Origin of the sequence: Corynebacterium sp. NML120713, from assembly GCF_001875735.1 — a bacterium.
Classification (GTDB): Bacteria; Actinomycetota; Actinomycetes; order Mycobacteriales; family Mycobacteriaceae; genus Corynebacterium; species Corynebacterium pseudogenitalium.
Window position 1 is genome coordinate 168,860 of the sequence record NZ_MLCR01000005.1, and the last position, 25,013, is coordinate 193,872.

Sequence of the window (25,013 nt, forward strand, 5' to 3'; positions counted from 1 at the left end):
AAACGAAAAGGATTGCTTCAATGAGCAACGGCATTATTGATCTTGTAGACGCAGGCCAGCTGCGCGACGATATCCCTGACTTCCGTCCGGGCGATACCCTCGACGTACACGTCAAGGTTATCGAGGGTTCGGTCACCCGTACCCAGGTCTTCACTGGCTTCGTCGTTCGTCGTCAGGGTGACGGCATCCGTGAGACGTTCACGGTCCGCAAGGTTTCCTTCGGTATCGGTGTTGAGCGTACCTTCCCAGTACACTCCCCGAACCTGGAGAAGATTGAGGTCGTCCGCAAGGGTGACGTACGTCGCGCGAAGCTGTACTACATGCGCGACCTGCGCGGCAAGGCTGCCCGCATCAAGGAGCGCCGCTAGGCGCATACCCGCTTCTTGCACAGCACCCCGCACACTTACGCTTCGTAAGGTGCGGGGTGTTTTGTTGCGCTGCTAGAGTGTTGCGGGTGAACGAAAAGAGCGCATCCGAAGAAAAATCCATGCCGTGGTACATCGAAATCCCGATGGTTGTTGTACTCACCTTGGTGTTCATCTTCATTATTCAGACATTCATTGGCCGCCTCTATGTGATTCCTTCTGCGTCGATGGAGCCGACGTTGCATGGGCAGGACGGCAAGGGTGATCGCATCTTCGTGGAGAAGGTGTCCTACTACTTCTCTGATCCGGAGCCGGGTGACGTTGTCGTGTTTAAGGGGACTGACTCGTGGAATACCGGCTTCGTCACTAACCGCTCCGACAACCCGGCCATTGCCGGTCTGCAGGAGGTGTCCTCCTGGGTGGGGCTGGTGCCGAAGGATGAGAACACGTTGGTCAAGCGCATCATCGCGAAGGGGGGCCAGACGGTGTCCTGCCAGGAGGGGGATCCGGCGGTGATGGTGGATGGCAAGCCAATCGACCAGTCGTACACGCTGCAGCCGAACTACTACCCGGTGGATCCTGAGACTGGGTCCGACGCTTGCGGTGGTAATTATTTCGGCCCGGTAACTGTCCCTGAGGGGAACTACTTCATGATGGGTGATAACCGCACGAATTCCGCTGATTCGCGCTACCACCTTGGTGATGAGTACCAGGGCACGATCCCGGAGGAGAACCTTCGCGGAAAAGTTCTTGCGATTGTGTTCCCACTCCAGCGTTTTGGTGGCGTCGACGACCCGGCGATCCAGCAGTAGCCCTACGCTTGGTGTGTGAGCTGTGGTGCGTCGTTTGAAGCAGCTTCGGACGTATGAGGTGGCGCTCGAAAAAGCAGGGCTCGGACCAGTCGTCGGGGTTGACGAGGCCGGCCGGGGCGCCTGCTTCGGGCCACTGACAGTCGCCGCGTGCGTGCTACCAGCGCAGCCGATACGGCAACTTGAGGGGTTGTCGGATTCCAAGCAGTTGACGGCGAAGCGTCGAGAAGCACTCTTTGACATCATCTGCCAGCACGCGCTCGCGTACTCGATCGTGCACGTGCCCGCCAGCGAGATTGATCACCGCGGAGTGCAGCATGCCAACATTGACGGGGCCCGGCGCGCAGTTGCGCAGCTAGAGACGGAGGCGCGGTACGCGCTTGTCGACGCCTTCCATATCGCGGGTTTGCCCGTACCACAACTGCCGATTATCGGCGGTGACGCGAGTGCCCGGTGCATCGCCGCCGCCAGTGTGCTAGCTAAAGTGAGCCGCGACCGTCTCCTCGATGGCTACGCGGAGCAGTACCCGGGGTATGGCTTGGAGCGCCACAAGGGGTATGGCACGAAGGCGCACATGGATGCGGTGCGCCGCCACGGGGCGACGCCGCAACATCGTTATAGTTATGCCAACGTGAGAACTGCCGTTGAGATTTACGAAGGGGGCACCGCATGAGTGCTGAGGATCTGGACAATTACGAGGCTGACGTCGAGCTGTCGCTGTATCGCGAGTATCGAGACGTCGCGAGCCAGTTCTCGTTTGTTGTGGAGACGGAGCGTCGTTTCTACCTTGCGAATGCTGTCGAGTTGATCCCGCACAAAGACGGCAACGATGTGTACTACGAGGTCCGTATGTCGGATTGTTGGGTGTGGGACATGTACCGCGCGGTGCGTTTTGTGCGCTACGTCCGCGTAATTACGTACAAGGATGTCAATATCGAGGAGCTAGACAAGCCGGACATCACGTTCCCTAATTCGTAGTCTGCGTTTCGACGTCCCCTCCGCCCCTCCCGCGTGTTGCCTGTAAGGAACCGCGGGAGGGGTTTTTGCGTCTAAACACTTACGCCTCTGGTGCGCCTGGAGGTGTGTGCAAACGAACAAGGATGTGAAGAAGGGAACGAAGTTATGCAGAAACCGTGCATGGACCAGTACCAGCTTGGCCGTCTAGGGGAAGATGCCGTACTGGAGGAGTATTTAGCGTTGGGCTACACGTGCCTTGGCAGGCGGGTGCGATTACGGCATGGCGAAATTGACCTGATTATGCAGGACTCTTACGGCACCGTGGTGTTCGTAGAGGTGAAAACTCGTCGTTTACCGGGGTTTGGTTCGGTTGAGGCGGTGCACGCGAAGAAGATGATGGCAATGCGTAACGCGGCTGCTGAGTGGTTGCGCAGCGCTGAGGGGTTCTACGAAGTCCGGTTCGACGTCGTGGAGGCGATGTATCACGAGGGCGGCTTCGAGTTTGAGTTCATCATGGGGGTCGAAGATGCCGCTTGCTAGTACGTTGAGTGCCACGGTTGAGGGCATTCGGGCGCGCATCGTACGCGTGGAGGCCAACGTCGGGCCAGGGTTACCAGGAATGCATATTGTTGGGCTCGCCGATGCTGCCGTGAAAGAATCCCGCGAGCGAATCCGTACCGCCTGCCGTAATAGTTCACTGCCGTGGCCGAAGACGAAGGCGATGGTGTCGCTGTCGCCGGCGCACCTGCCGAAGGCTGGTTCGCAGTTTGACTTGCCGATTGCGTTGGCGGTGATGGGGAGCCTAGATCCACGCGCTCAACAGGCACTATCGCGAACATTTTTTGTAGGAGAGTTGGCGCTGGATGGCAGCTTGCGGCCTGTACCGGAAGTGCTGCCGATGCTGCTGGCGGCCCAGGAGCTGCTTGTTCAGGAGGGTGGAATTGACCGCATTGTGGTTCCGCGCGCGAACGAGCACCAGGCACAGCTCGTGTCACGCGGAGACATCGTGCTGGCGGACTCGCTGGCGCAGGTGTGGGCGTGGCTGGTCGGGGAAGAGGTGCTTGAAGTAGCTTCTGTGGGTGCGCCAAGCATTGAGCAAGGACGACAGCCGGACTTCGCAGACATCGCAGGGCAAGGCCCCGAGCGAAGGATTATGGAAGTCGCCGCGGCCGGTGCGCATCACATGCTAATGATCGGACCACCCGGCTCAGGCAAGTCCATGCTTGCAGAGCGTCTCCCATCCATCCTCCCCGCAATGGACGTCGAAGAAATGGTCACGTCCACAGCGATTCACGCAGCTGCCGGGATCGCCGGGGGAGAGCTGATTGCGCACCGCCCGTTCATCGCGCCGGACCCGTCGCTTTCCAAGGCGCAACTCATCGGGGGAGGCAGCGGGATTCCTCGCCCCGGCGCGGTCAGTCAAGCCCATAACGGTGTGCTGTTTCTCGACGAAGCCTCTGAGATCGCGTCCGCTACCCTCGATGCGTTGCGCATTCCCCTGGAGAAAGGCGAGGTGCGCCTGCGACGCAGCAACCGCGACGTCATCTTTCCAGCCGACTTCCAGCTCATCCTCGCGATGAACCCATGCCCGTGTGGAAAACCAGCGAACCGCTGTCGGTGCTCCGGGGCGCAGCGTGCGCGGTATGCGCGAAGTATTTCGGGTCCGCTGAGGGACCGCCTGGACATTGTCTGCAGGACTTCGCTGGATAACGCCGTGCTAAACCCAAACGGGGCAGAGTCTTCCACGGCCATCGCCCAGCGTGTGGCAGAGGCACGGGACCGTGCGGCACATCGGTGGCGGACGTGCGAGGAACACACGAACGGGGCGTTGACGAATGCGCGCGTGCCGGGGCCGTGGCTGCGTCGATACTTCCCGGCGGAAGATTCCGCGATGATGTTCCTCTCCTCGATGCTTGCGCGCGGGGAGGTCAGCCAGCGCGGTATCGACCGCATCCTGAAATTGTCGTGGACCTTGGCCGATCTCACTGGCGCACAATGCCCCCACCTCGGGCACGTCGCTGAGGCCGTCGATCTTCGGGACGACCAGACCTTGCTTTCAGCACATGAGGAGGTATCGGCATGAGCGCGCTTGAATCATGGGCCTACCTCAACCGTGTCATCGAGGGTCCGTCGACGGCGCTATGGGCACTGCGAAACGAAGGCTATACCGCTGACGAAATCGCCGAAGGCGTGCGCACACGAGCGCCCTGGCTCGGTGACCTGGCCGCCGACACCGATGCGAGATACACCTGGGACCAGCCAGCAGAAGACCTAGCTACTGCAGCGGAGCATGGGTACACACTTATCACACCGGAATCGCCCGAGTGGCCTCGCGAACGGATTTATGACTCCTTCAATCTCGGCGCAAAGATGAGTCGGGATGGCGAAGGTGCTCCGATACGTGCAGACGGGGTTCCGCCACACGCCCTCTGGGTTCGAGGCAATACCAACCTGCCGGAGCTATTGGAAAACTCGATCGCGATCGTCGGCACACGAGCGCTGAGCGCATATGGGCATTCAGCCACCCGTGACATCGTGCATGGACTGAAGCGCTGGGGATACACTATCGTCTCCGGCGGTGCACTCGGTATTGATGCGGCAGCCCACGATGCGGCCCTCGAGGCGGGACTGCCAACTGTGGTGTTCGCCGCATGCGGGCCGGGTATCACCTACCCGAGGCGCCACAAACAGCTATTTGATCGCATCGTGGCGGCAGGGGGAGCGATCATCACCGAATACAGCCCTGGCATGGCCCCTGAGAGACACCGCTTCCTCACCCGGAACCGACTCGTCGCTGGGTTCACACAGGCCACGCTAGTAATAGAAGCCGCCTACCGCTCCGGAGCACTTAGCACGTTGCGCTGGGCGCAGTACTACCAACGCGGGACGCTCGCAGTACCTGGGCCGATAACCACCGCCGGATCTGTCGGCACCAACCTCGCCATCTATAAGGGGGAGGCCACGATGGTGCTCAACGCGACCTACGTCCACGAGGCGATCCGCCTCGAGAACGGACTGGATGCAGAACAAGAACTTGCGGACAACAATGTAGCTTCGCCCCTCCAGCTCCTGACCCGCACCGAGATGCGCATCTACGATGCCGCGCCAAAGCATCATCGCGACGGGCTTGTAGCGGAGGAGATTGCAGGTGCCGCCGCGCTATCCCTCCAAGTCACCATCAACACGCTCATTGAGCTGCAAGGCAAGGGACTGATCCAGCGGGAAGGCCAGCTGTGGCGACGAAGCGAGACAGCCAAACCCTAAGGCACCGATACAATACGGAGCATGAGTAGCAGCCACGATCAGTCGTCCACCCAGTTTCTTACCGCGGTGGACGACTTCATCGATTACTGCCAACACGTCAAAAACCGCGCCGCGGCGACCTACAAGAGCTACAGATCGGATCTCACCACACTCGCGCCGTACACATCAGATCTCAACGCATTCACCATCGACGCTCTACGTCACTGGCTCGCCGACGCAGTCCAAGCAGGCAAAGCCCGCTCCACCATCTCGCGCCGCACCGCATCCGCGCGCGCCTTTTCCACCTGGGCTTATCAACACGGCTACATCGCAAAGGACGAAGCAGCCCGCCTGCGCACCCCGAAAGAACAGCGCAAACTACCCACCGTGCTCAGCGCCCCCGCTACCGAGGAACTCATCCGCCCCCACGGCGACACACCAGAAGACATCCGCGACACCGCCATCCTCGAACTGCTCTACGCCAGCGCAATCCGCGTCGGCGAACTCGTCGCCCTCAACATCGACGACCTCGACTTCCATACCAACACCGCAAAAGTCACTGGCAAAGGCAACAAACAACGCATCGTTCCCTTCGGAAACAACGCACACGAGGCACTCACCACATGGCTTCACGACGCCCGGCCAGCCCTCGCCAATAGTGCTAACGCGGGGGCCGAACCGCTGTTCGTTGGCACCCAGGGAAAGCGCATCGACCAACGCCAAGTTCGCCGAATCGTCGAGCGCGCCGGGCTGCAAGCGGGGCAGGCGAGTATCACGCCGCACTCGTTGCGACACACAGCGGCTACGCAAATGCTTGAAGGCGGCGCCGACCTACGAATGGTGCAAGAAATGCTCGGGCACTCTAGCCTGCAAACCACGCAGATATACACGCACGTCTCCTCACAGCGGCTCACGCAGATTTACAACCAAGCGCACCCCAGGGCATGAGCCTCTAACGGGTCGGCTTCAACCGAATGGTGGGCGTCGATAAGAGGGAAAGCGGATTGATGTAGGTGTCTTTCGCAATGAGTGCGCCCCAGTGCAGCCCGTCCTGGAGATGTGCCTGCGGCCCCGTCGGCCGTGCCAGCGTCCCAATCGCATCGCCGAGTTTTACTTCGTCGCCTTGCCGCACACGCGCGTGTACAGGCTGGTACGTCGTACGGATGCCATCTGGGTGATCAATACTGATAATGGGTGTGCCTGCTACCTTGCCCACGAAAGCGACTGTCCCGTTGTCTGCTGCTAGAACAGTGGCTCCGACGCGTAGCGCAAGATCAACCCCGCGATGCCCCGGCATCCAGTTCTTCTCCGGGATCTCTGCGGGCCGTGTAATCCGGGTTGCGTAGGGCAGCCCCGTGGTGGGGTCGACGTACGCAAGAGCCTGAGGCGCCAAGCACCACGTGCAAAGTAGGGGAGCAATGGCCGCGAGTAAGCGTGTGAACATGTGCATGTTGCCATTGAGCCCTGAAACCGCGGTAGTGGACAAGGCTGTGGGCATGCAGCCTGTGGAGAAAAACTGGCCTGTGGATAAAGCTCAGGGTTTGTGCAGGTCAAATTAGGTAATCGAGGGATAGTCGACTATGCTTGGCAAGGCAACTTTTCGAAGTTGACTACGCGCGCCGAATAACGCCAGCTCAGCGTTGGTCCCACAGTATGAGGGCGTTGAGCGGGTGCGGTGCTAGGGCGAGGGATAAAAACCCTTGCAGTACATGAACATTAACCGAACGAGATTACTCCAAAGGAGAAATTCCCATGGCAGTTGTAACCATGCGCGAACTCCTCGACGCAGGTGTCCACTTTGGCCACCAGACGCGTCGTTGGAACCCGAAGATGCGTCGCTTCATCTTCACCGACCGCAACGGCATTTACATCATCGACTTGCAGCAGACGCTGACCTACATTGACGAGGCTTTCGAGTTCGTCAAGGAGACCGTTGCACACGGCGGCACGATCCTGTTTGTTGGTACGAAGAAGCAGGCGCAGGAGCCTATTCAGGAAGAGGCTCAGCGCGTTGGTATGCCATACGTAACGCACCGCTGGCTCGGTGGCATGCTCACCAACTTCCAGACCGTTTCCAAGCGTATCGCCCGTATGAAGGAGCTCCAGGCTATGGACGCTGCTGAGAACGGCTACGCAGGTCGCGGCAAGAAGGAAGTTCTGATGCTGACCCGCGAGCGCCAGAAGCTCGAGCGTGTCCTCGGTGGCATCGCTGACATGACCAAGGCACCTTCTGCTCTGTGGGTTGTTGACACGAACAAGGAGCACATCGCGGTCAACGAGGCAGAGAAGCTGCGTATCCCGGTTGTTGCTGTTCTTGACACCAACTGCGATCCGGACGACGTCAACTTCCCAATCCCGGGTAACGACGACGCCATCGGCGCGGTCAAGATTCTGACCCACATCATCGGCGAGGCAGTCATCGCTGGTAAGCAGCAGCGCGAAGAGCGTCAGCTGGCTTCCGCACGTGAGGCTGCAGGCGACACCGACGCTAAGCACCAGGCAGAGGTTGCAGAGGCCGCTGCTCAGGCAGCCGCATCCGCTGAGGTTTCCGCTGCAGACGCTGCAAAGGCAGCTGCTGAGGCTGAAGCTGCTGCGCCACAGGAGGTTGCACCAGTCGAGCAGCCACACGCTGTTCGCGCTGCAGAGCAAGCTCAGCAGGCTAAGTAACTCCGCTCGCAGGACGCGCGAAACGTGTATCCTGCATAAGCGAGTGTGACACCCCGCGTCCTGTTCACGTCCTGGATTATGGGCGCGAATTGGGCGTGGGGTGTTTTGCTTGAAGCATAATTTTACGACGTATTTATCCACTACTGTACGAGGAGGATCGCCCGAATATGGCGAACTACACTGCTGCTGACGTAAAGAAGCTGCGCGAAACCACCGGCTCCGGCATGCTCGACTGCAAGAAGGCGCTGGAGGAAACCGGCGGCGACTTCGAGAAGGCTGTCGAGCTGCTCCGCATCAAGGGCGCAAAGGACGTGGGCAAGCGCGCAGAGCGCAATGCTCTCGAGGGGCTCGTCGCTGTCTCCGGCAACACCATCGTCGAAATCAACTCGGAGACGGACTTCGTTGCTAAGAACGACGAGTTCAAGACCATCGCTGGCAAGATTGCTGACGCTGCTGCAGCAGCGAAGGCAAACAGCCAGGAGGAGCTGGCAAACGCTGATGTCGACGGCGAGACTGCCCACGACGTTCTTGAGCGCCTCTCCGCAAAGATTGGCGAGAAGCTGGAGCTGCGCCGCGCTGCCACCATCGAGGGTGAGCAGCTGGCGAAGTACCTGCACCAGCGTTCCGCTGACCTGCCACCAGCTGTTGGCGTTTTGGTTGCTTACAAGGGCGACAACGCTGAGGCTGCACACCAGGTTGCGCTGCAGATCGCTGCGATGAAGGCTCGCTACCTCAAGGAAGAGGATATTCCGGCCGAGGTCGTCGAGAAGGAGCGCGCTGTTCAGGAAGAGATCACCCGCAACGAGGGTAAGCCTGAGGCAGCTATCGAGAAGATCGTCCAGGGCCGCATGGGCGGCTTCTTCAAGGACGTTGTTCTTCTGGACCAGCCGTCGCTTGCTGACTCCAAGAAGACCGTGAAGCAGTTCACGGAGGAGAGCGGCATTGAGGTCACCGACTTCGTTCGCTTCGAGGTTGGCCAGGCATAAGCCTGATGCTTTTACCGTCGGCGTTGAGGGGTTACCCTCGGCCGGCGGTTTCTTTATACCCGGTTGCTACAAACCGGACTGAGATCGCTAAGATCGGTCGAGAACAGAATTGTCCTCTACGGCTCGAATTGGCCAACTCTCAAGGAGTGTCCTCACAGTGTCAGAACTTGCGTCTACCCGCACAGGATTCAAACGCGTCATGCTCAAGCTGGGCGGTGAAATGTTCGGCGGTGGAAAGGTTGGTATCGATCCGGACGTCGTCGAAAGCGTTGCTGCACAGATTGCCGAAGTCGCCCAGTCCGGAACCGAAGTAGCGGTAGTGATTGGCGGCGGCAACTTCTTCCGCGGTGCAGAGCTGCAAAAGCGTGGCCTTGACCGTGCACGCTCCGACTACATGGGCATGCTCGGCACGGTGATGAACTGCCTGGCGCTCCAGGACTTCCTGCAGCAGAAGGGCGTCGACTGCCGCGTTCAGACCTCCATCAACATGGCGCAGATCGCTGAGCCCTATTTGCCGCTTCGTGCAGTGCGGCACCTGGAGAAGGGGCGCGTCGTCATCTTCGGTGCTGGCATGGGCATGCCGTACTTCTCTACGGATACCACGGCCGCGCAACGCGCCCTGGAAATTGGTTGCGAGGTGCTCCTGATGGCGAAGGGGGTTGACGGAGTCTACGACGACGACCCTCGAACCAACCCAGACGCACATCTCTACAGCGAGGTTTCTCCCCGCGAGGTGCTCGAAAAGGAACTCAAGGTTGCCGATGCCACCGCGTTTTCGCTGTGCATGGACAACAACATGCCGATCCTCGTGTTCAACCTGCTCAAGGAAGGCAACATTGCCCGCGCGGTATCCGGCGAGCAGATCGGTACCCTTGTTTCCTAAGAATTAATCGGGCAGCCCAAAATGTTCGACGGTGCGCGCTACCGAAAGTAGCGCGCGTCCGCCAACTGTGACTGACCCAAGGTGGAGCGCCCCGACTGCGACAGCGGGGCTGCCCATCACATTGAACAGCGTGCACCAGGGCGTCCACACTGTTTGTTGGTAAAAGCTCTCATCCGGGGCGAGGGAAGAGAAGTAGCCAATTGGTGGGGGATCAAACGCAATCGTGGGGGTGAGCACGATATCGACGTCCCACTCGTGCTGTACGTGTCTTAGTAGGTGCGCGAAGTGGTCATTCGCTGAAAATAGTTCTTCTGGAGTTACTGCGCAACCTTGTGCGTGCATCCATGCGAGGTAGTGATTGTCGAGTGGCTCTACGTTGCGGAAGCTGCTCGTGATGCGGTGTCTGAAGTGCTCAAACGTTGATTGTGCATCCGCATAGGGGCGAAGAGACACTACATCATGGTGTTTCCCGAGCTCACGTGCAGCGGCCTCAAGGGCATCACCGCGGCTCGTTGAAACAGTGGTGTTGGCGAAGAGGCCGTCGATAAGTACTCCGATGCGCAGTTTGCGTACCGCGGTGGGGTGATGTCCGTACAACTCAAACTGGTCTGCGACGCTGCGCGTGATAAAACCATTCGCGACTGCCCCGCGTGTTCCAGGCTTGTAACCAACGGCACCGCAGGCTGCAGCCGGGACTCGCAAGGACCCTCCAGCGTCCGTGCCGTGTGCAGCACGGTACAGCCCACTGCCCACGAGCACTCCGGCGCCTGCTGAAGAACCACCGGGCGTGCACCCAGGGAACATGGGGGACTCTAAAAGTGGTGAGTGGACTTCTTCGGCGTAGCACGTCGCCCCTAGCTCGGCTGTCAGTGACTTTCCAGGGATGGCTGCCCCAGACTCAAGCAGTGCTGCGACGATTGGGCTGTGCTCTTCCGCGATGACGCTGCGTGACGGGTTGCCGTGCGTGGTGGGCATTCCAGCGACATCCGTTCCGTCTTTGATGGGGATTTGCCACGATGAAAGTCGGCCCTCAGCAGTGCGCAATGGAGTCGGGTGTGTATAGACCATCGCGGCACTGGCGGGGGAGTAAAGCATGGGGACAGTCTAGGCGTAACTTGCCTTGAATTCTGCCGTTCCCCGTCAAGCCACGACACGGCTGGGAGTGAAACGCTGGTAGATTAGTGTGCGACTTATTTGTCCCGAACGCTTTGTACAGAAGAAGTGGAGTAAAAATGATTGATGACGTGTTGCTTGATGCCGAAGAGCGTATGAGCGCTTCTGTCGATTTCACCCGCGATGACCTCGTAACGATTCGGACTGGTCGCGCTAACCCTGCCATGTTTAATGGCGTCATGGCTGATTTTTACGGTGCCCCAACCCCGATCAACCAGATGGCGACGATCTCTGTTCCGGAGCCACGCATGCTGCTGATCAAGCCGTACGACATGTCAACGCTCAAGGAAATTGAGACTGCCATCCGCAACTCTGATCTCGGCGTCAATCCGACCGATGACGGGCAAGTCATTCGCGTCACGATCCCACAGCTGACGGAAGATCGTCGCCGTGACCTGGTCAAGCAGGCCAAGCAGAAAGGTGAGGACGGCAAGATCGCTATCCGTAACGTCCGCCGCCACGGTATGGAAGCACTGAAGAAGATCCAGAAGGACGGCGACGCCGGCGAGGACGAAGTGCAGACCGCAGAAAAGGCACTGGACAAGACCACCCAGGGCTACGTGGCACAGATTGATGAGCTAGTTCAGCGCAAGGAAGCCGAGCTGATGGAGGTCTAAGCAGACCTTTCGATGAATAGAAAGCACCGCTACGTGAAACACTCGACAGATCAGTCAGGACCATCGGGCTGGCCCCGCATCGCGCCGCCCAAGCCGAAAAATGATGCGGGTCGCGATCTGCCAGCCGCCATCACGACCGGGGTCATCCTCGGCGCTGTGGTGATCGCTGCTGTGTGGGTTGGTCCTATGGCCTGGTATCCGCTTGTCGCCATCGCTGTAGCAGGTGGGATGTGGGAGGTGCTTACCCGTTTGCGGGAAGCGGGCTACCAGCAGCCGCGCACGCTGCTGATCATCCTCGGTCAGATCATGGTGTGGTCCTCCGCCGCCTACAAAACCGCTGGCGTAGTTGGCGCTTTCGCGTTCACAGTGCTGTTCCTGATGTTTTGGCGGCTGTTCGACCATGGCAGGCACCAGACACCGACCAACTATCTCCGCGACACCGCCGTGGGAGTGTTCGTCCTGGCGTGGATTCCACTGTTTGGAAGCTTCGCTGCGATGGTTTCGCTTATCGACGAAGGCTCCGTCAGTGGTTCAGCGTTCATTGTCGCGTTCATGTGCTGTGTGGTGGCGTCTGACGTTGGGGGATACGCTGCTGGCGTGATGTTTGGTGCGCACCCGATGGCGCCGGCTGTAAGCCCGAAGAAGTCCTGGGAAGGATTTGCGGGCTCGATGATATTCGGGATCATTGCAGGCGTCGCGGTGGTCACGCTACTGATCAAGGGCCCGTGGTGGATGGGGATCCTTTTGGGTGCCGCACTGGTTATGTGCGCCACTATGGGTGATCTCGTCGAAAGCCAATTCAAGCGTGAACTCGGTATCAAGGATATGTCCCAGATACTGCCTGGACACGGCGGAATCATGGATCGCTTAGACGGTATGTTGCCAGCAGCGTGCGCAACGTACATTCTGCTCAGCGCTTCCGCATTGATGAATCCGTTCTAACGTGCAAAGATGGGGCAATTATGACTGAGACCCCAACACTGCCACTTCTGACCCCAAAGTTTGGTATGCCGCCGAAGCACTTCGCTGATTTGTCGAGCGAAGAGCGCATCGAGGCCCTGAAGTCCCTTGGTCTGCCGAAGTTCCGTGCGGACCAGATTGCGCGCCACTACTACGGCAAGTTTGAAGCAGATCCCCTCACGATGACGGATCTGCCTGCCGCGCAGCGCGAGAAGGTAAAAGAGGCTCTTTTTCCGACGCTGCTGACTCCAGTACGTCGGGTAGAGACCGATGAGGGGGACACCACCAAGACGTTGTGGCGGCTGCATGACGGCATTCTCCTGGAGTCTGTGCTGATGCGGTACAAGGATCGCGCGACGCTGTGTATCTCCTCACAGGCGGGTTGCGGAATGGCTTGTCCGTTCTGCGCGACCGGTCAGGGCGGTCTCGATAGAAACTTGTCAACTGCGGAGATCGTCGATCAGGTGCGAGCTGCAGCAGCCATGATGCAGGAGGAAGGCTCCCGTCTTTCCAACATCGTCTTTATGGGGATGGGAGAGCCGCTGGCGAACTACAAGCGCGTGGTCAGCGCAGTACGCCAGATCACGAGTCCAGCGCCGCAGGGATTCGGGATTTCTCAGCGCAACGTCACTGTGTCAACAGTTGGTCTCGCGCCGCAGATTCGAATGCTTGCCGACGAAGGCCTCTCCTGCACGCTCGCGGTTTCCTTGCACACCCCTGATGACGAGCTGCGCGACACACTGGTGCCGATGAACAATAGGTTTTCCGTGCAGGATGTGCTGGACGCAGCCCGCTACTACGCGGATACAACAGGGCGCCGCGTATCGATTGAGTACGCGTTGATTCGTGACATCAACGATCACGATTTCCGCGCTGACATGCTCGGCAGGAAGCTGCATCAGGCGCTAGGGCCGCTGGTACACGTCAACCTCATTCCACTGAACCCAACTCCGGGTTCGAAGTGGGACGCGTCCCCGAAGGCGCGCCAGGATGAGTTTGTTCGTCGTGTGATTGCGCAGGGTGTGACGTGCACTGTCCGTGACACGAAGGGTCAGGAGATCGCTGCGGCTTGCGGGCAGCTCGCGGCGGAAGGCGAGTGACGTTGCGCCGAGTTTAGGTGCGCGAAAACGGCGCCACCCTCAACCTGTGAGTGGGGTGGCGCCGTTTATTGCTATTCGGTGTAAAGCGCGAAACTAGTGAATGCTCTGCTGCTGTGCACCGCGCAGTGTATTGAGACGCGCCGGATCGATGTTGAGGGCGCGCAGCTCGCGCTCATCGAGCTCGGCGTATGGGCCGGTCATTGTCTGCTGTGCGTAAATCCAGTCCGGCTCCTTGTGGCCAGCAGGCTTGTTGTGCGAGGTGACCGTGCGAACCTGGCTGAGCTTCGGCTGCAGTCCGTGGAAAATCAGTGCAACTGCAATCAAAACTGCAAATGCGAGCAGCCAAATCGTTTCTACGTGGCCGTGGTGGTTACCGAAGTTGTACGCGAGCAAGAAGATCACCGAGATCCACCCTGCGAGTTGAATCGTGCGCGGCTTGAACGCGCTCCACCCGAAGCGGGCGGAAGGGACGTCAGCTTCAGAAACGCCGTTATATACCTGTGGAGCTTTGTCCTGAGGGTGAGCCACTGCCATTCTCCTTGAGCTGTAGTCGTCCGCATCGGTTCGCACTATTGTGTATGCGCCCGACGGCGGACATGCTAAATCTGTGTGTACTGTGCATTATCTTTTCATATTGCAGGGCGCGATGGCACTGTGTAGCCCCCAATGAGTTCAAACTTTCGCATCATGTACGTGAGGGCCAGCGGGGGAGGTGCGCCTGTGGGTGCGATGTGTGGTGATGGGAATGACAGAGTATCCCCACGGTCGTATGTGCACATCTTGTGTATGCACCACGACGAGCGGTGGTCAAAAATACTTTAAGGAGAAACTAAGTATCTATTTTTGCCGTGACGTGCCACAATGGAGGTTGTGAAAAAGGTTCTGATTCTTGGATCGACAGGCTCTATCGGCACACAGGCTCTCGATATCATTCGGAAGCACCCTGAAGACTTTGAGGTTGTCGGCATCGCGGCAGCAGGGCACAACCCTGAGCTTGTTATCCAACAGGCACAGGAGTTCAATCTGCGCCCAGAACAAATTGCAGTGCAGCAGCTCGACCCTGCGAAAGACGTTTCTCGCGCTGTGGGTGATGTCATTATCACAGGTGAGGACGCCGCTGCGGTTCTTGTTGAAATGCAAGATGCAGACATCGTGTTAAATGCACTTGTCGGTTCCGCCGGTCTTGAGTCGACGCTTGCGACGCTTCGCAAGGATGGCGTGCTAGCTCTGGCGAACAAGGAATCGCTGGTCGCTGGCGGTCAATTCGTCATGGAGAAGGTGAAGCCTGGACAGCTCGTGCCGGTCGATTCTGAGCACTCTGCGATGGCCCAATGCCTGCGCGCAGGGAGCCGTGCTGACGTTTCACGGTTCGTCCTTACTGCTTCGGGAGGCCCGTTCCGGGGGTGGACCCGCGAGCAGATGATGGAGGCAACTCCGCAGCAGGCCGGGCAGCACCCGACGTGGTCGATGGGCACTATGAACACCTTGAACTCCGCCACGATGGTGAACAAGGGACTGGAGCTGATCGAGGCGACGCTGCTGTTTGGTATTGCGCCCGACATTATTGATGTCGTGGTGCACCCGCAGTCGATTGTGCACTCGGCTATCACGTTTGCCGATGGTGCGACGATTGCGCAAGCTTCGCCGCCGTCGATGATGTTGCCGATTTCCCACGCTCTTGCTTGGCCGGAGCGTATCCCGGGTGCACAGCCAGCGCTGGACTTTTCGCAGGCAAGTGAGTGGACGTTTGAGCCGCTCGACGACGAAGCTTTCCCCGCCGTGCGTCTCGCTCGGGAAGCTTCAGCGATGGGGGACCCATACCCAGCGGTGTACAACGCTGCGAATGAGGTGGCGGTGGAAGCATTCCTTGCAGGCAAGATTCGTTTCCCGCACATCGTTGACGTGATTGGATATGTCCTTGACGCGGCAGGGGCGTTTGCTTTTGCGCCGACATCTATCGAAGATATTCTTCACGTGGATGCTGGTGCACGCCGGGCGGCAAAGGAAGTAATCGCCCAGCTGTAAACCAGCCTGAAAGGCAAGGAGCAGCGAGTGGGCGTTGTAGGAATCATACTTTTTGCCCTGGGTATTACAGTCTCTATCGCGCTCCATGAGGCCGGACACATGTTTACCGCACGCGCGTTTGGGATGCGCGTGCGGAGATATTTTGTGGGCTTTGGGCCGAAAGTGTGGTCCGTCAAGAAGGGGGAGACGGAGTACGGCATTGCGGCACTGCCTCTCGGCGGATTTTGCGATATCGCAGGGATGACCGCGCAGGATCCTGTCACTGAGGAGGAAGCTCCCGTTGCGATGTACCGCAAGCCGTGGTGGCAGCGAATTGCGGTGCTCAGTGGCGGCATCGCCATGAATCTACTGATCGGCGTTGTGGTGCTGTACTTCGTGGCGATCTTCGCGGCGATTCCGAACCCGTACGCCGACCGGACACCAACTGTGGGTGAGCTGCAGTGCGCTCCCGACCAGATTGATGAGACTCATCTGGGAGAATGCACCGGTAATGGTCCTGGCTATGATGCAGGTTTGCGTGAAGGGGATAAGCTACTCGCCGTTGATGGGGAGGAGCTCACTACGTTCCCCGCGTTGAGGGATTATGTGATGCAGCGTCCGGGGGAAACAGTCACGCTTACTGTGATGCGTAACGAGCAAGAGCTTGATATTGCAGTTCCACTCGCGACCGTGTCCAGGATCGATCCAGCGACCGGTGCGTCCTTTGAAGCGGGGGCGATCGGTGTCACAAGCGCGCCAGTGGAAGACGCGATGCGCCAGTTCGGTCCGCTCGAGGCTGTGCCAGCTACGGCTGCGTTTACGGGCCAGATGCTGAATGCGACTGTCCAGGGCCTTATCGCGTTCCCGTCGAAGATTCCTGGTGTTGTGGCTTCAATTTTTGGTGCTGAGCGAGAGCTTGACGGTCCAGTTAGTGTCATCGGCGCTTCTCGCGCAGGCGGGGAGTTAGCGCAACAAAGCATGTGGTCGATGTTCTGGATGATGTTGGCGAGTCTCAACTTCTTCCTCGCGCTGTTCAACTTGATTCCTTTGCCGCCCCTGGATGGTGGGCATATAGCAGTAGTCCTGTATGAGAAGATTAGGGATGCGCATCGCAGGTTGCGGGGGCTCGAGCCTGGTGGCCCTGCGGACTACCGCAAGCTGATGCCGGTGACATACGCGATGGCCGCTGCACTGCTGACGATTGGTGTATTTGTGATGCTTGCGGATGTGGTGAACCCAATCAAGCTGTTTGGGTAGCAGTGCTAGAGTAAGCAACTATGAATCTTCCCATCGGTTTAGGTATTCCTGAAGGCCCAGCGCCAACGCTCGCACCTCGTCGAAAGACTCGTCAGCTGATGGTTGGCGGTGTGGGAGTTGGGTCGGATCACCCGATCACGGTCCAGTCCATGACCACGACGAAGACGCACGACATTAACGCTACGCTGCAGCAGATCGCGCAGCTGGCTACCGCGGGCTGTGACATTGTGCGCATTGCCTGCCCGAAGACCGTTGACGCAGATGCTCTTCCAGCGATTGCGGCGAAGTCACCTATCCCGGTGATTGCCGACATCCACTTCCAGCCGAAGTACATCTTCGCAGCGATCGATGCCGGGTGTGCTGCCGTGCGAGTGAACCCGGGCAACATTAAAGAGTTTGATGGTCGTGTGAAGGAAGTCGCTAAGGCTGCAGGGGACGCTGGTATCCCGATTCGCATTGGTGTCAACGGTGGCTCGCTCGATAAGCGCCTGCTGGAGAAGTATGGCCGGGCCACCCCTGAGGCGTTGGTTGAATCCGCGATCTATGAGGCTGGCCTGTTCGAGGAGTACGGATACGGCGATATCGCCATTTCCGTGAAGCACTCTGACCCGGTTCTCATGGTTGAGGCTTACCGCCAGCTCGCCGAGAAGACCGACTACCCGTTGCACCTCGGCGTGACTGAGGCCGGCCCGAAGTTCATGGGCACTATTAAGTCCTCCGTCGCATTTGGTGCGCTGCTTTCACAGGGCATCGGCGACACGATTCGCGTTTCGCTCTCTGCGGACCCGGTGGAGGAGATCAAGGTCGGCGACCAGATTTTGCAGTCGCTGAACCTGCGCCCGCGAAAGCTTGAGATTGTCTCCTGCCCGTCCTGTGGCCGCGCACAGGTGGATGTGTACAAGCTCGCTGAGGAAGTGACTGCAGGTCTCGAGGGCATGGAGTACCCGCTGCGCGTCGCCGTCATGGGCTGCGTTGTGAACGGACCTGGTGAGGCTCGCGACGCTGACTTAGGCGTGGCTTCTGGCAACGGCAAGGGACAGATCTTTGTGAAGGGCGAGGTCGTTGAGACTGTTCCAGAGTCGAAGATCGTTGAGACCCTTATCGCCCACGCTCAGCGTATCGCTGAGGAAGAAGGCCTCGAGGAGGTCGAGGGCGCACGCGCGGAAGTCAAGGTTACGCGCTAGATAGTCTGCTCGCGGGGAGTGGCGGAGGCGACGTTTCGCTGTGGTCTTGGTACTTTAGGTCCATGCAACGTCTCCTCGCTTTGCTCCTAAGCGTAGTTTTTACGGGCGCGCTGGCCACTGCCTGCACACCGCGCCCGAATGATGTTGAGCCCGTCGCTCGTGAGTTTCTTGACGCCCTCGTGAGTCTTGACGGGTCTAATTTTCAAGATCTTGTCGACGTCCCCTCCGACGCCAACGCATCATTCCAAGAAACGGTCGAAGGGCTCCAAGCTGAGGCGCTGGAGGCGACGATCAACGACGTTAACCAGAGTGACAACCTAGCTACCGTCTCGTACCACTTGAAGTGGGGCCTGCCGAAAGAACGCACGGTCGAGTATGACTCGCACATGACGCTGACCCAGATTGGCGAGAAGTGGACCGTTCGTTGGCAGCCCAGCATTTTGCATCCGCGCCTGGGCGCGCAGCAACACTTGGAGCTGCGTTCCGTAGCTGCATCTAAGGCGAGCGTCGTTTCTTCCGATGGGGTAGAACTGCTGCGACCCGGGACAGCGTTCCGCATCCTGGTGGAAAAGCACGCCGTGCGCGACATCCCGGACACCGCTCGCCGGATTTCTGCATTCCTCCAAGATGCCCGTGGCAAGTCTTCCGCGGTGCCCGAGATTCCCGCGGATGAACTAGAGAACAGCCTCCTTCAGGCTCAGGGCACGTACTCAGTTGCGATGGTGCCGGCCGAATTCGGTGATGCCGCCAAGGCTGCGTTTAGCTCCGTGCCGGGAGTGCGCATCAACGAGGAAGCGGCGATGGTGAATATCGAGCCGGATTTCGCGCCGGATATGCTCGCTCGCGTTGGTGAGCTCGTTCGTGATGACTTGATTGGTGATGCCGGCTGGAGCGTGAGCGTGGTCAACGAGCACGGCGCGGTGCTGGAGGATATTGAACGCCACGCCCCGGCTCCTGCACCCGCGATTGAGGTCAGCCTGGACCACAGCGTGCAGCTGGCTGCAGAGCGGGCGCTCGAGCCGTATGCCGGACGACAGGCGATGATTGTTGCTATCCGCCCGTCCAATGGCGCGGTGCTTGCTGTTGCGCAGACGCGGGAGGCTGACCGTGAGGGCAACCTTGCGACGATGGGCCAGTACCCGCCAGGCTCAACGTTTAAGATCATCACAGCTGCGGCGGGCCTCGAGCGCCAGGCCCTTACTCCGGGTAGTACCGTGCCCTGCCCGGGAACCATGAACCTGTACGGCAGGACCGTGACGAACTACGCCGGATTCTCCCTCGGCAACGTCTCACTACAGTCGGCATTTGCGCACTCGTGCAACACGACATTCGCCGACATTTCGACGAAGCTCGCCCCTGGTGAACTTCGGGATATCGGCAAGCAGTTCGGGCTTGGACTCGATATGAAGATCCCTGGCCTGGAGACCATCACCGGCTCCATCCCGGTAGGCGAGGAGCCACTCGACCGAACAGAGGCCGGATACGGGCAGGGCCACGACCTTGTAAGCCCGTTCGGCATGGCACTTGTGGCCGCATCAGCTGCGAATGGGTCAATGCCGACCCCGTACCTGATTAAGGGACAGGAGACCGAGCTGAGCGAGTCTGCGCCTCGTATGCCGGATGAGGCATGGCACCAGCTCCAGGAAATGATGGCGGCCGTGACAGCCCCGGGTGGTACGGCGGCAGGAATGACCGCCGGTGGTGATATCCGTGGCAAAACCGGTGAGGCCGAAATCAACCAGGGTTCCCATTCGTGGTTTACCGGCTACCGAGTTGACGACGATATAGCGTTCGCAGCCCTGGTCGTGCTTGGCGGCGGCTCGGAGGCAGCAGTCGCGCTGACGAACTCGATGCTGGTGAATCTTGACCAGTCGCGCGGGGGTTAGTTCGACCTCAGTAGGCAGGTACTACTATGGGGCGCATGAGCAAACGAGGAAAACTACAACAACAAGCGTCCACTCCGATCCGGAAAGTACCCAAGGACATTGAGCGTCCGGAATACGCCTGGAAAGACGACGTACAGGAAAACATCGGCGAACCGTACGTGCAGGACGCCGAGACGATCGAGAAGATGCGCGAGAGCTCCAAGATCGCCGCAAATGCACTGGCGGTTGCGGGTGCAGCAGTCAAGCCCGGCGTGACGACTGACGAGATCGACCGCGTTGCCCACGAGTACATGCTTGACCACGGCGCGTACCCGTCCACGCTTGGCTACCGTGGCTTCCCGAAGTCCTGCTGTGTGTCTCTCAACGAGATCGTGTGCCATGGCATCCCGGATACCACCGTGATTGAGGATGGCGACATCGTCAACATCGACGTCACCGCGTATAAGAACGGTGTGCACGGTGATACGAATGCGACGTTCCTCGCCGGCGATGTCTCCCAGGAGCATAAGGATCTGGTCCAGCGCACGTACGAGGCGATGATGCGCGGTATCAAGGTTGCGAAGCCTGGCCGTGAGATCAACGTGATTGGCAGGGTCATCGAGTCTTATGCGAAGCGTTTTGGCTACAACGTAGTCACCGACTTCACTGGTCATGGTGTTGGCCCAACGTTCCACAACGGACTCGTGGTTCTCCACTACGACTCCGATGCCTACCGGGACATCCTGGAGCCAGGAATGACGCTGACTATCGAACCGATGATCAATCTCGGCGCGCTTCCGTACGACATTTGGGATAACGGTTGGACTGTGCAAAACCGCGACGGTAAGTTCACCGCCCAGTTCGAGCACACCTTGGTGATTACCGAGGACGGCAACGAGATCCTCACCATTCCGGATAAGGACGTTGCTGAGGGCCAGCTGATGTTGGGAGCATAAACAGCTCCTGAACGCGCTAAACCGCGGCTGGTGCTTGTCGTAAGGTACCAGCCGCGGTTTTATTTTGCCGAATAGAAAACTGCCCTGCCGCGTGTTGCGACAGGGCAGTGGCGTTTCCTAGGAGGCAGATCTTAGAGCTTGATCAGGCCGTTGTAGGAAGCGAAGTTGAAGCCAGCGATGATCAGGCCAACCAGTGCGCCGATGCCAGCGATGACGGTGCCGTCAATCCAAGCGCGTGCCCACTGAGGGACAGCCGCAGCGTCAGTCTCTTTACCGAACGCATCGGTGGCGTAGAAAGGCTTGTCGGTGTCATCGTAGTAGTGGGAGGAACCAGCGCCAGAGAACAGGCCCTTGGTGCCCTCGGAGATGACCTTGCCGGCTTCCTTGTCGCCTTCCTGCTTGCCCGTGAAGATTACCTGGCGGTCAGCCTTAGGCTTAGGCGTCTCGGTGGCGGTTGGGACGGTCTCTGGCTTTGCAGGAGTATCGGTCTTCTCTGCTGCGGAAGCGGTAGCAATGCCGCCAAGAGCGACAGTCAGTGCGGTTGCGGAAGCAACAGCTGCGGTGCGGAAGTTACGCATTGAGTTTCCTTCTTTCGAAATTTATTGATTCAGTTGCGGAAATCCGCGATTACTTACTTGGCTGCTGGCAGACCGTGAACAACGAAGTTGTATGCAGGTCCAACGATCAGGCCGACTGCTGCAGCGACGGAGGTGAACACGGTGAGGACGTAGCCGATCTGCGCCCACACTGGCTGGTCCCCAAAGCCCTCCTTCTTGATGCCGAACAGAGCCTTAGCGTTAGCGCCCTTGGCCTGAACCTTGCCGTTCTCGTCCTTCTCCCAAGCGCCCAGCTTGTGGCCGATCTTGGTGGAAGAGCCACCGAGGTTCTTGTTCTTGTCGATCTGCTTGTCCGGAGCGACGTTGACGGTCGGGGTTGGGGTAGCGATAGTGGACTCTTCAGCAATAGCGACGGTTGCGGAGCCGAATGCTACAGCGACAGCGGTAGCGCCTGCGAGGGCTGCCTTACGGAAATTACGCATGAAACGAAATCCTTCTCTGATAGATACTTACAAGACGTCCGGGTGGAAGTTCGGAGAAATCCAGAACCTGTGAAGGTCCTAGGACCGATAGCAAGCCCCATGTGGACTCTGCCCGGTGTCGGTGACCTACTTTAGACCAACGCGGGCAAGATTGCACAAGTTATCCCAAAAAATCCGTGAGAGAACTTTCAGTAAGCCCGCGTATCGCCTGTTGCACCAACAGGGGAATCGTCGCGCGTGTCACATGCGTTACACGTGGTACGGCCACCTGGGGAAATATGCACGTTAAATAGGTGTGCCTTGCCTGATCTCGTCTCCACCCCATTTTGGGGTGGCGGTAAGGTTTAGTCACCAATAAATACAAGGTCAAGACCAAGAATCGCGTTTTCGATGACCTCCGGCAGAGCGGGGTGGATCCAGTACTGCTTGCGTACAACCTCTCGAAGGTCCATGTCGAACGCCATGATCGTGATCAGTTGCTGGACGAGCGTTGAGGCCTGCGGACCAATAAGTTGGGCTCCCAGGAGTCTCCCAGTTTTCTTGTCGGCGACAAGCTTTACGATGCCTGAGGTGTCCTCGAGTGCCCAGCCGTAGGCGACGTCACCATAGTTTTGCTGCTTCACGGTGACGTCGTAGCCTGCGTCTTGGGCCTCCTTCTCCGTGAGGCCAACTGTGGCGATCTGTGGCTCGGTGAAGACGGCGAATGGGACATGCTCGTGTGGCATGGTGCGGTACTCGGATTCTGGGGCGCCATTCATCGCCGCCAGTAGGTTGTGGCGCACGGCACGCATCTCCGCGTTAGCTACATGCTTGAGCTGATACGGGGAGGACACGTCACCGAGTGCCCACACGCCCGGGCAGGTGGTGCGCCCGTAACTATCGACGGCCACGCGACTGTCATCTTCCATATCGATGCCCGATGCCTCGAGCGACATCTGGTCGCCGTTCGGGATACGGCCCATGCCAATCAGGAGGTGCTCGCTGGTGATGGTGGTGCCGTCGTCAAGAGTCAGCGCTATGCCGTCTTCGTTGTGCTGGGCCTCGCGGACGGTGCCGAAGTGGACGTCGAAACGCTCTTGGGCAAGCTTATTGAAGCGCTGGGTGATGTCCTCATCTAGCGTGCGAAGGAACGGTGAGCGGTTGACCACCGTGACTTTGGTGCCGAGGGCATCAAAGACGTGGGCGAACTCCATCGCAATGAAGCCGCCGCCCACGATAGTCAGTGACTTAGGTAGCTCTGGCAGGCGCATGATGTCCTCGTTCGTGTGGAACGGAACTGCCTTTGCCCACTCGGGGATGAAGGGGCGCGATCCTGCGGCGATCACAATCTGATCCGCGGAGATCGTGCGTGCTTCGTTGCCGATGCCAGTGGAAATTGTCTTTGGGGCGACGAATCTTGCGTGCTGGTCGAAGACGGTGACGTTGGGGCACTCGTCGCCGCGGCGGTAGGCTTCGCCACCCTCGGCAATCTTGTCGATGCGCTCGGTGAAGACACGGTCGACGATTGAGGGCCAATCGACGCCACGGTATTCCAAGTCGATGCCGAGCTTCTTGGACGTGCGGGCCTGGTATGCGGCGTCTGCGGCGAGAACATACATCTTTGTCGGAATGCAGCCGACGTTGAGGCACGTGCCACCGAAGGTGCCTTTCTCGACGATGGCAACCTTCTTGTCGTCGAACTCTGGGGTAAGGATCGAGTTGCCGGACCCGGTGCCGATAATAATGAGGTCAAAATGCTCGTCTACGTGAATGCTCATTGGTTACTCCTTAGGTGTTGTGAGGGTCTGCAGCCACTGGATGGACGCGCGGTAGGCAGCTGTGCGCGAGTAAGGCTCGGAAAGGAAGACGTCGTGGCGGGCGCCATCGATGGCGACGGTGGTGGTGTCGTCGGCGACGTGGGGCGCCCAGTAGCTGATCTGGTCGACGTCCAAGATGGTATCCGCGGTATCAGCAGCTGGGGTGTATTCGTTTTTCAAAAAAGAATGCGAGGAATGCAGGACCAGCGTTGGAACACCAGCGTTGACCGTTCCCGAGTGAATCTTTGCCTGCGCCTGGAGTACAGCGCGCATCCAGCCGAAATATTTCCGATGCCCGGAGATCGGTTTCCACTGCTTGTCGAAGGACCATGAACCATGATCCTCGTAGTGGAGAGATTTACCGTAGGCCGTAAGACTTCCGCCGGGGAGCGGGAGCAGTGGGACCACGCGGCCAAGAATATTAATGACTGGTTTGAATGCCGTCGTCAGCGCTTTCGGGAACTGTAGGTCAAGCCAGGGGCTGTTCAGAATGATGCCCGCTATTAGATCGTGGACTTCGGGGTTGTTACGGCGCATCTCGTCGGCCCACAGAGGCGCGATAAGCCCACCCGTAGAGTGCGCGAGTAGGACCACCTGGCCGTGTCCCTGGGCTACGTACTGCACCGCCTTTGTGATTTCGGGGAAGTAGTGGGACATGTCCCGGGTGTAGTGCCAGCGCTCACCTCGCTGCCGAGAGCGCCCGCAGCGACGAAGGTCGAGTGCATAAAATGGATAACCCTGTTCGTGGAAGTGTTCGGCCACATGATCCTGGAAAAAGTAATCGGACATGCCGTGAATCCACAGTAAGGCTGGTTGTCCAGGCTTGGGCGGAGGCGTTGGGCTCATTCTTACGAGTGTCGCGACGACTGGTTGGTGGGTATCCGGGTCCTCTCCAAGGGGGAGCGTTAGTTGCTCAAATCCTTCCCCCAATACGTCCGGTTGCCAGTGGTTGTTGCTAGTTTTGGCCATGTAGGAATGGTAACCGACTGGCCGAAAGCTTGCTTGGGTGCGCTGGGGTGGGGACAAGAGCTATTTGGTCTAGGGGGTGGGGGCGGGTGTAGGGGGTGGGGTGACTGTGCACATGAAGCAAAAACAAAATGTGGACACAAGGGGTAACGTAAGGTGGAAACTGTTCAGCTAACAAGCGTATGG

26 protein-coding genes are annotated in these 25,013 nt (G+C 59.0%); 19 read left to right on the forward strand and 7 right to left on the reverse strand.

Features of this window, described 5'->3' with window-relative positions; all coding sequences use genetic code 11:
- Window positions 1-20: 20 nt before the first annotated feature.
- From rplS to BJP06_RS00840, 8 genes are all read left to right on the forward strand, one after another.
- Complete coding sequence (gene rplS, locus BJP06_RS00805) at window positions 21-368, forward strand: 50S ribosomal protein L19 (RefSeq protein ID WP_070362274.1); 348 nt, start codon at window positions 21-23, stop codon at window positions 366-368.
- A 119-nt stretch (window positions 369-487) separates the two neighbouring features.
- Complete coding sequence (lepB, locus tag BJP06_RS00810) at window positions 488-1,177, forward strand: signal peptidase I (RefSeq protein WP_083433161.1); 690 nt, start codon at window positions 488-490, stop codon at window positions 1,175-1,177.
- Between the two features lie 25 nt (window positions 1,178-1,202).
- Window positions 1,203-1,847 carry a ribonuclease HII gene (locus tag BJP06_RS00815; protein WP_071572658.1) on the forward strand — a complete coding sequence of 215 codons (645 nt, stop codon included), beginning with the start codon at window positions 1,203-1,205 and terminating at the stop codon, window positions 1,845-1,847.
- Complete coding sequence (locus BJP06_RS00820) at window positions 1,844-2,152, forward strand: DUF2469 domain-containing protein (protein WP_070362276.1); 309 nt, start codon at window positions 1,844-1,846, stop codon at window positions 2,150-2,152. The genes BJP06_RS00815 and BJP06_RS00820 overlap by 4 nt, the downstream gene beginning before the upstream one ends.
- Before the next feature lie 144 nt (window positions 2,153-2,296).
- The gene (locus BJP06_RS00825) at window positions 2,297-2,671 is read left to right on the forward strand and encodes a YraN family protein (protein ID WP_071572507.1); all 375 of its coding nucleotides are present in this window, start codon (window positions 2,297-2,299) and stop codon (window positions 2,669-2,671) included.
- Window positions 2,658-4,214, forward strand: coding sequence for a YifB family Mg chelatase-like AAA ATPase (locus tag BJP06_RS00830; RefSeq protein WP_071572508.1), 1,557 nt, complete (start codon window positions 2,658-2,660; stop codon window positions 4,212-4,214). Before BJP06_RS00825 ends, BJP06_RS00830 begins: the two co-directional genes overlap by 14 nt.
- Window positions 4,211-5,395 (forward strand): DNA-processing protein DprA, encoded by a 1,185-nt coding sequence (locus BJP06_RS00835; RefSeq protein ID WP_071572509.1) that lies wholly within the window; start codon window positions 4,211-4,213, stop codon window positions 5,393-5,395. Before BJP06_RS00830 ends, BJP06_RS00835 begins: the two co-directional genes overlap by 4 nt.
- A 21-nt stretch (window positions 5,396-5,416) precedes the next feature.
- Entirely contained in the window at window positions 5,417-6,322 is a 906-nt protein-coding gene (locus BJP06_RS00840; protein ID WP_071572510.1) for a tyrosine recombinase XerC, read from the forward strand.
- 4 nt (window positions 6,323-6,326) lie between these two features.
- Here the strand turns inward: BJP06_RS00840 and BJP06_RS00845 are convergent, their stop codons facing one another.
- Entirely contained in the window at window positions 6,327-6,818 is a 492-nt protein-coding gene (locus BJP06_RS00845) for a M23 family metallopeptidase (protein WP_143110510.1), read from the reverse strand.
- A 308-nt stretch (window positions 6,819-7,126) separates the two neighbouring features.
- Here BJP06_RS00845 and rpsB point away from each other — a divergent pair, with 308 nt between their 5' ends.
- The 3 genes from rpsB to pyrH all read left to right on the forward strand — a co-directional run bounded on the left by rpsB (window position 7,127) and on the right by pyrH (window position 9,910).
- The gene (gene rpsB / locus BJP06_RS00850) at window positions 7,127-8,041 is read left to right on the forward strand and encodes a 30S ribosomal protein S2 (protein ID WP_070362281.1); all 915 of its coding nucleotides are present in this window, start codon (window positions 7,127-7,129) and stop codon (window positions 8,039-8,041) included.
- A gap of 167 nt (window positions 8,042-8,208) precedes the next feature.
- Window positions 8,209-9,027 carry a translation elongation factor Ts gene (gene tsf / locus BJP06_RS00855; RefSeq protein ID WP_070362282.1) on the forward strand — a complete coding sequence of 273 codons (819 nt, stop codon included), beginning with the start codon at window positions 8,209-8,211 and terminating at the stop codon, window positions 9,025-9,027.
- Window positions 9,028-9,226: 199 nt separating this feature from the next.
- On the forward strand, window positions 9,227-9,910 hold the full coding sequence (gene pyrH, locus BJP06_RS00860; RefSeq protein ID WP_218161310.1) for a UMP kinase: 684 nt from the start codon (window positions 9,227-9,229) through the stop codon (window positions 9,908-9,910).
- A 3-nt stretch (window positions 9,911-9,913) separates the two neighbouring features.
- Here the strand turns inward: pyrH and BJP06_RS00865 are convergent, their stop codons facing one another.
- Window positions 9,914-11,005: an amidase family protein gene (locus tag BJP06_RS00865; RefSeq protein ID WP_252930797.1), complete on the reverse strand. Its 1,092-nt coding sequence runs from the start codon at window positions 11,003-11,005 to the stop codon at window positions 9,914-9,916.
- Window positions 11,006-11,142: 137 nt separating this feature from the next.
- On the opposite strand from BJP06_RS00865, the gene frr reads away from it, so the two are divergent.
- Genes frr through rlmN form a run of 3 tightly spaced genes read left to right on the forward strand, consistent with a single transcriptional unit; the run spans window position 11,143 to window position 13,760 of the window.
- Window positions 11,143-11,700: a ribosome recycling factor gene (gene frr / locus BJP06_RS00870; RefSeq protein WP_070362284.1), complete on the forward strand. Its 558-nt coding sequence runs from the start codon at window positions 11,143-11,145 to the stop codon at window positions 11,698-11,700.
- Between the two features lie 12 nt (window positions 11,701-11,712).
- Window positions 11,713-12,642, forward strand: coding sequence for a phosphatidate cytidylyltransferase (locus BJP06_RS00875; RefSeq protein WP_083433144.1), 930 nt, complete (start codon window positions 11,713-11,715; stop codon window positions 12,640-12,642).
- A gap of 20 nt (window positions 12,643-12,662) precedes the next feature.
- Complete coding sequence (rlmN, locus tag BJP06_RS00880) at window positions 12,663-13,760, forward strand: 23S rRNA (adenine(2503)-C(2))-methyltransferase RlmN (protein ID WP_070478868.1); 1,098 nt, start codon at window positions 12,663-12,665, stop codon at window positions 13,758-13,760.
- Window positions 13,761-13,853: 93 nt separating this feature from the next.
- Here rlmN and BJP06_RS00885 read toward each other — a convergent pair whose 3' ends face one another.
- On the reverse strand, window positions 13,854-14,294 hold the full coding sequence (locus tag BJP06_RS00885) for a DUF2631 domain-containing protein (RefSeq protein ID WP_070478870.1): 441 nt from the start codon (window positions 14,292-14,294) through the stop codon (window positions 13,854-13,856).
- A 327-nt stretch (window positions 14,295-14,621) separates the two neighbouring features.
- Here BJP06_RS00885 and dxr point away from each other — a divergent pair, with 327 nt between their 5' ends.
- From dxr to map, 5 genes are all read left to right on the forward strand, one after another.
- Window positions 14,622-15,785 carry a 1-deoxy-D-xylulose-5-phosphate reductoisomerase gene (gene dxr / locus BJP06_RS00890; RefSeq protein ID WP_071572513.1) on the forward strand — a complete coding sequence of 388 codons (1,164 nt, stop codon included), beginning with the start codon at window positions 14,622-14,624 and terminating at the stop codon, window positions 15,783-15,785.
- 27 nt (window positions 15,786-15,812) lie between these two features.
- The gene (locus BJP06_RS00895; protein ID WP_071572514.1) at window positions 15,813-17,021 is read left to right on the forward strand and encodes an RIP metalloprotease; all 1,209 of its coding nucleotides are present in this window, start codon (window positions 15,813-15,815) and stop codon (window positions 17,019-17,021) included.
- 20 nt (window positions 17,022-17,041) lie between these two features.
- A complete protein-coding gene (ispG, locus tag BJP06_RS00900; RefSeq protein WP_070362289.1) occupies window positions 17,042-18,205 on the forward strand; it encodes a flavodoxin-dependent (E)-4-hydroxy-3-methylbut-2-enyl-diphosphate synthase in 1,164 nt (387 codons plus the stop codon).
- Window positions 18,206-18,267: 62 nt separating this feature from the next.
- On the forward strand, window positions 18,268-20,091 hold the full coding sequence (locus BJP06_RS00905) for a penicillin-binding transpeptidase domain-containing protein (RefSeq protein ID WP_071572515.1): 1,824 nt from the start codon (window positions 18,268-18,270) through the stop codon (window positions 20,089-20,091).
- A gap of 35 nt (window positions 20,092-20,126) precedes the next feature.
- Complete coding sequence (map, locus tag BJP06_RS00910; RefSeq protein WP_071572660.1) at window positions 20,127-21,026, forward strand: type I methionyl aminopeptidase; 900 nt, start codon at window positions 20,127-20,129, stop codon at window positions 21,024-21,026.
- Between the two features lie 131 nt (window positions 21,027-21,157).
- Here the strand turns inward: map and BJP06_RS00915 are convergent, their stop codons facing one another.
- The 4 genes from BJP06_RS00915 to BJP06_RS00930 form a co-directional block, all read right to left on the reverse strand.
- Window positions 21,158-21,604 carry a hypothetical protein gene (locus BJP06_RS00915; protein WP_071572516.1) on the reverse strand — a complete coding sequence of 149 codons (447 nt, stop codon included), beginning with the start codon at window positions 21,602-21,604 and terminating at the stop codon, window positions 21,158-21,160.
- 53 nt (window positions 21,605-21,657) lie between these two features.
- Window positions 21,658-22,065 carry a hypothetical protein gene (locus tag BJP06_RS00920; RefSeq protein ID WP_071572517.1) on the reverse strand — a complete coding sequence of 136 codons (408 nt, stop codon included), beginning with the start codon at window positions 22,063-22,065 and terminating at the stop codon, window positions 21,658-21,660.
- Between the two features lie 344 nt (window positions 22,066-22,409).
- Window positions 22,410-23,822, reverse strand: coding sequence for a mycothione reductase (gene mtr, locus BJP06_RS00925; RefSeq protein WP_071572518.1), 1,413 nt, complete (start codon window positions 23,820-23,822; stop codon window positions 22,410-22,412).
- A 3-nt stretch (window positions 23,823-23,825) separates the two neighbouring features.
- Entirely contained in the window at window positions 23,826-24,830 is a 1,005-nt protein-coding gene (locus tag BJP06_RS00930) for an alpha/beta hydrolase (RefSeq protein WP_071572519.1), read from the reverse strand.
- Between the last annotated feature and the right edge of the window lie 183 nt (window positions 24,831-25,013).

Coding starts and splice junctions, on each gene's coding strand:
- rplS (WP_070362274.1), top strand. CDS start 21: ATGAGCAACGGCATTATTGATCTTGTAGACGCAGGCCAGCTGCGCGAC.
- lepB (WP_083433161.1), top strand. CDS start 488: ATGCCGTGGTACATCGAAATCCCGATGGTTGTTGTACTCACCTTGGTG.
- BJP06_RS00820 (WP_070362276.1), top strand. CDS start 1,844: ATGAGTGCTGAGGATCTGGACAATTACGAGGCTGACGTCGAGCTGTCG.
- BJP06_RS00825 (WP_071572507.1), top strand. CDS start 2,297: ATGCAGAAACCGTGCATGGACCAGTACCAGCTTGGCCGTCTAGGGGAA.
- BJP06_RS00830 (WP_071572508.1), top strand. CDS start 2,658: ATGCCGCTTGCTAGTACGTTGAGTGCCACGGTTGAGGGCATTCGGGCG.
- BJP06_RS00835 (WP_071572509.1), top strand. CDS start 4,211: ATGAGCGCGCTTGAATCATGGGCCTACCTCAACCGTGTCATCGAGGGT.
- BJP06_RS00840 (WP_071572510.1), top strand. CDS start 5,417: ATGAGTAGCAGCCACGATCAGTCGTCCACCCAGTTTCTTACCGCGGTG.
- BJP06_RS00845 (WP_143110510.1), bottom strand. CDS start 6,818: ATGTTCACACGCTTACTCGCGGCCATTGCTCCCCTACTTTGCACGTGG.
- rpsB (WP_070362281.1), top strand. CDS start 7,127: ATGGCAGTTGTAACCATGCGCGAACTCCTCGACGCAGGTGTCCACTTT.
- tsf (WP_070362282.1), top strand. CDS start 8,209: ATGGCGAACTACACTGCTGCTGACGTAAAGAAGCTGCGCGAAACCACC.
- pyrH (WP_218161310.1), top strand. CDS start 9,227: ATGCTCAAGCTGGGCGGTGAAATGTTCGGCGGTGGAAAGGTTGGTATC.
- BJP06_RS00865 (WP_252930797.1), bottom strand. CDS start 11,005: ATGCTTTACTCCCCCGCCAGTGCCGCGATGGTCTATACACACCCGACT.
- frr (WP_070362284.1), top strand. CDS start 11,143: ATGATTGATGACGTGTTGCTTGATGCCGAAGAGCGTATGAGCGCTTCT.
- BJP06_RS00875 (WP_083433144.1), top strand. CDS start 11,713: ATGAATAGAAAGCACCGCTACGTGAAACACTCGACAGATCAGTCAGGA.
- rlmN (WP_070478868.1), top strand. CDS start 12,663: ATGACTGAGACCCCAACACTGCCACTTCTGACCCCAAAGTTTGGTATG.
- BJP06_RS00885 (WP_070478870.1), bottom strand. CDS start 14,294: ATGGCAGTGGCTCACCCTCAGGACAAAGCTCCACAGGTATATAACGGC.
- dxr (WP_071572513.1), top strand. CDS start 14,622: ATGGAGGTTGTGAAAAAGGTTCTGATTCTTGGATCGACAGGCTCTATC.
- ispG (WP_070362289.1), top strand. CDS start 17,042: ATGAATCTTCCCATCGGTTTAGGTATTCCTGAAGGCCCAGCGCCAACG.
- BJP06_RS00905 (WP_071572515.1), top strand. CDS start 18,268: ATGCAACGTCTCCTCGCTTTGCTCCTAAGCGTAGTTTTTACGGGCGCG.
- map (WP_071572660.1), top strand. CDS start 20,127: ATGAGCAAACGAGGAAAACTACAACAACAAGCGTCCACTCCGATCCGG.
- BJP06_RS00915 (WP_071572516.1), bottom strand. CDS start 21,604: ATGCGTAACTTCCGCACCGCAGCTGTTGCTTCCGCAACCGCACTGACT.
- BJP06_RS00920 (WP_071572517.1), bottom strand. CDS start 22,065: ATGCGTAATTTCCGTAAGGCAGCCCTCGCAGGCGCTACCGCTGTCGCT.
- mtr (WP_071572518.1), bottom strand. CDS start 23,822: ATGAGCATTCACGTAGACGAGCATTTTGACCTCATTATTATCGGCACC.
- BJP06_RS00930 (WP_071572519.1), bottom strand. CDS start 24,830: ATGGCCAAAACTAGCAACAACCACTGGCAACCGGACGTATTGGGGGAA.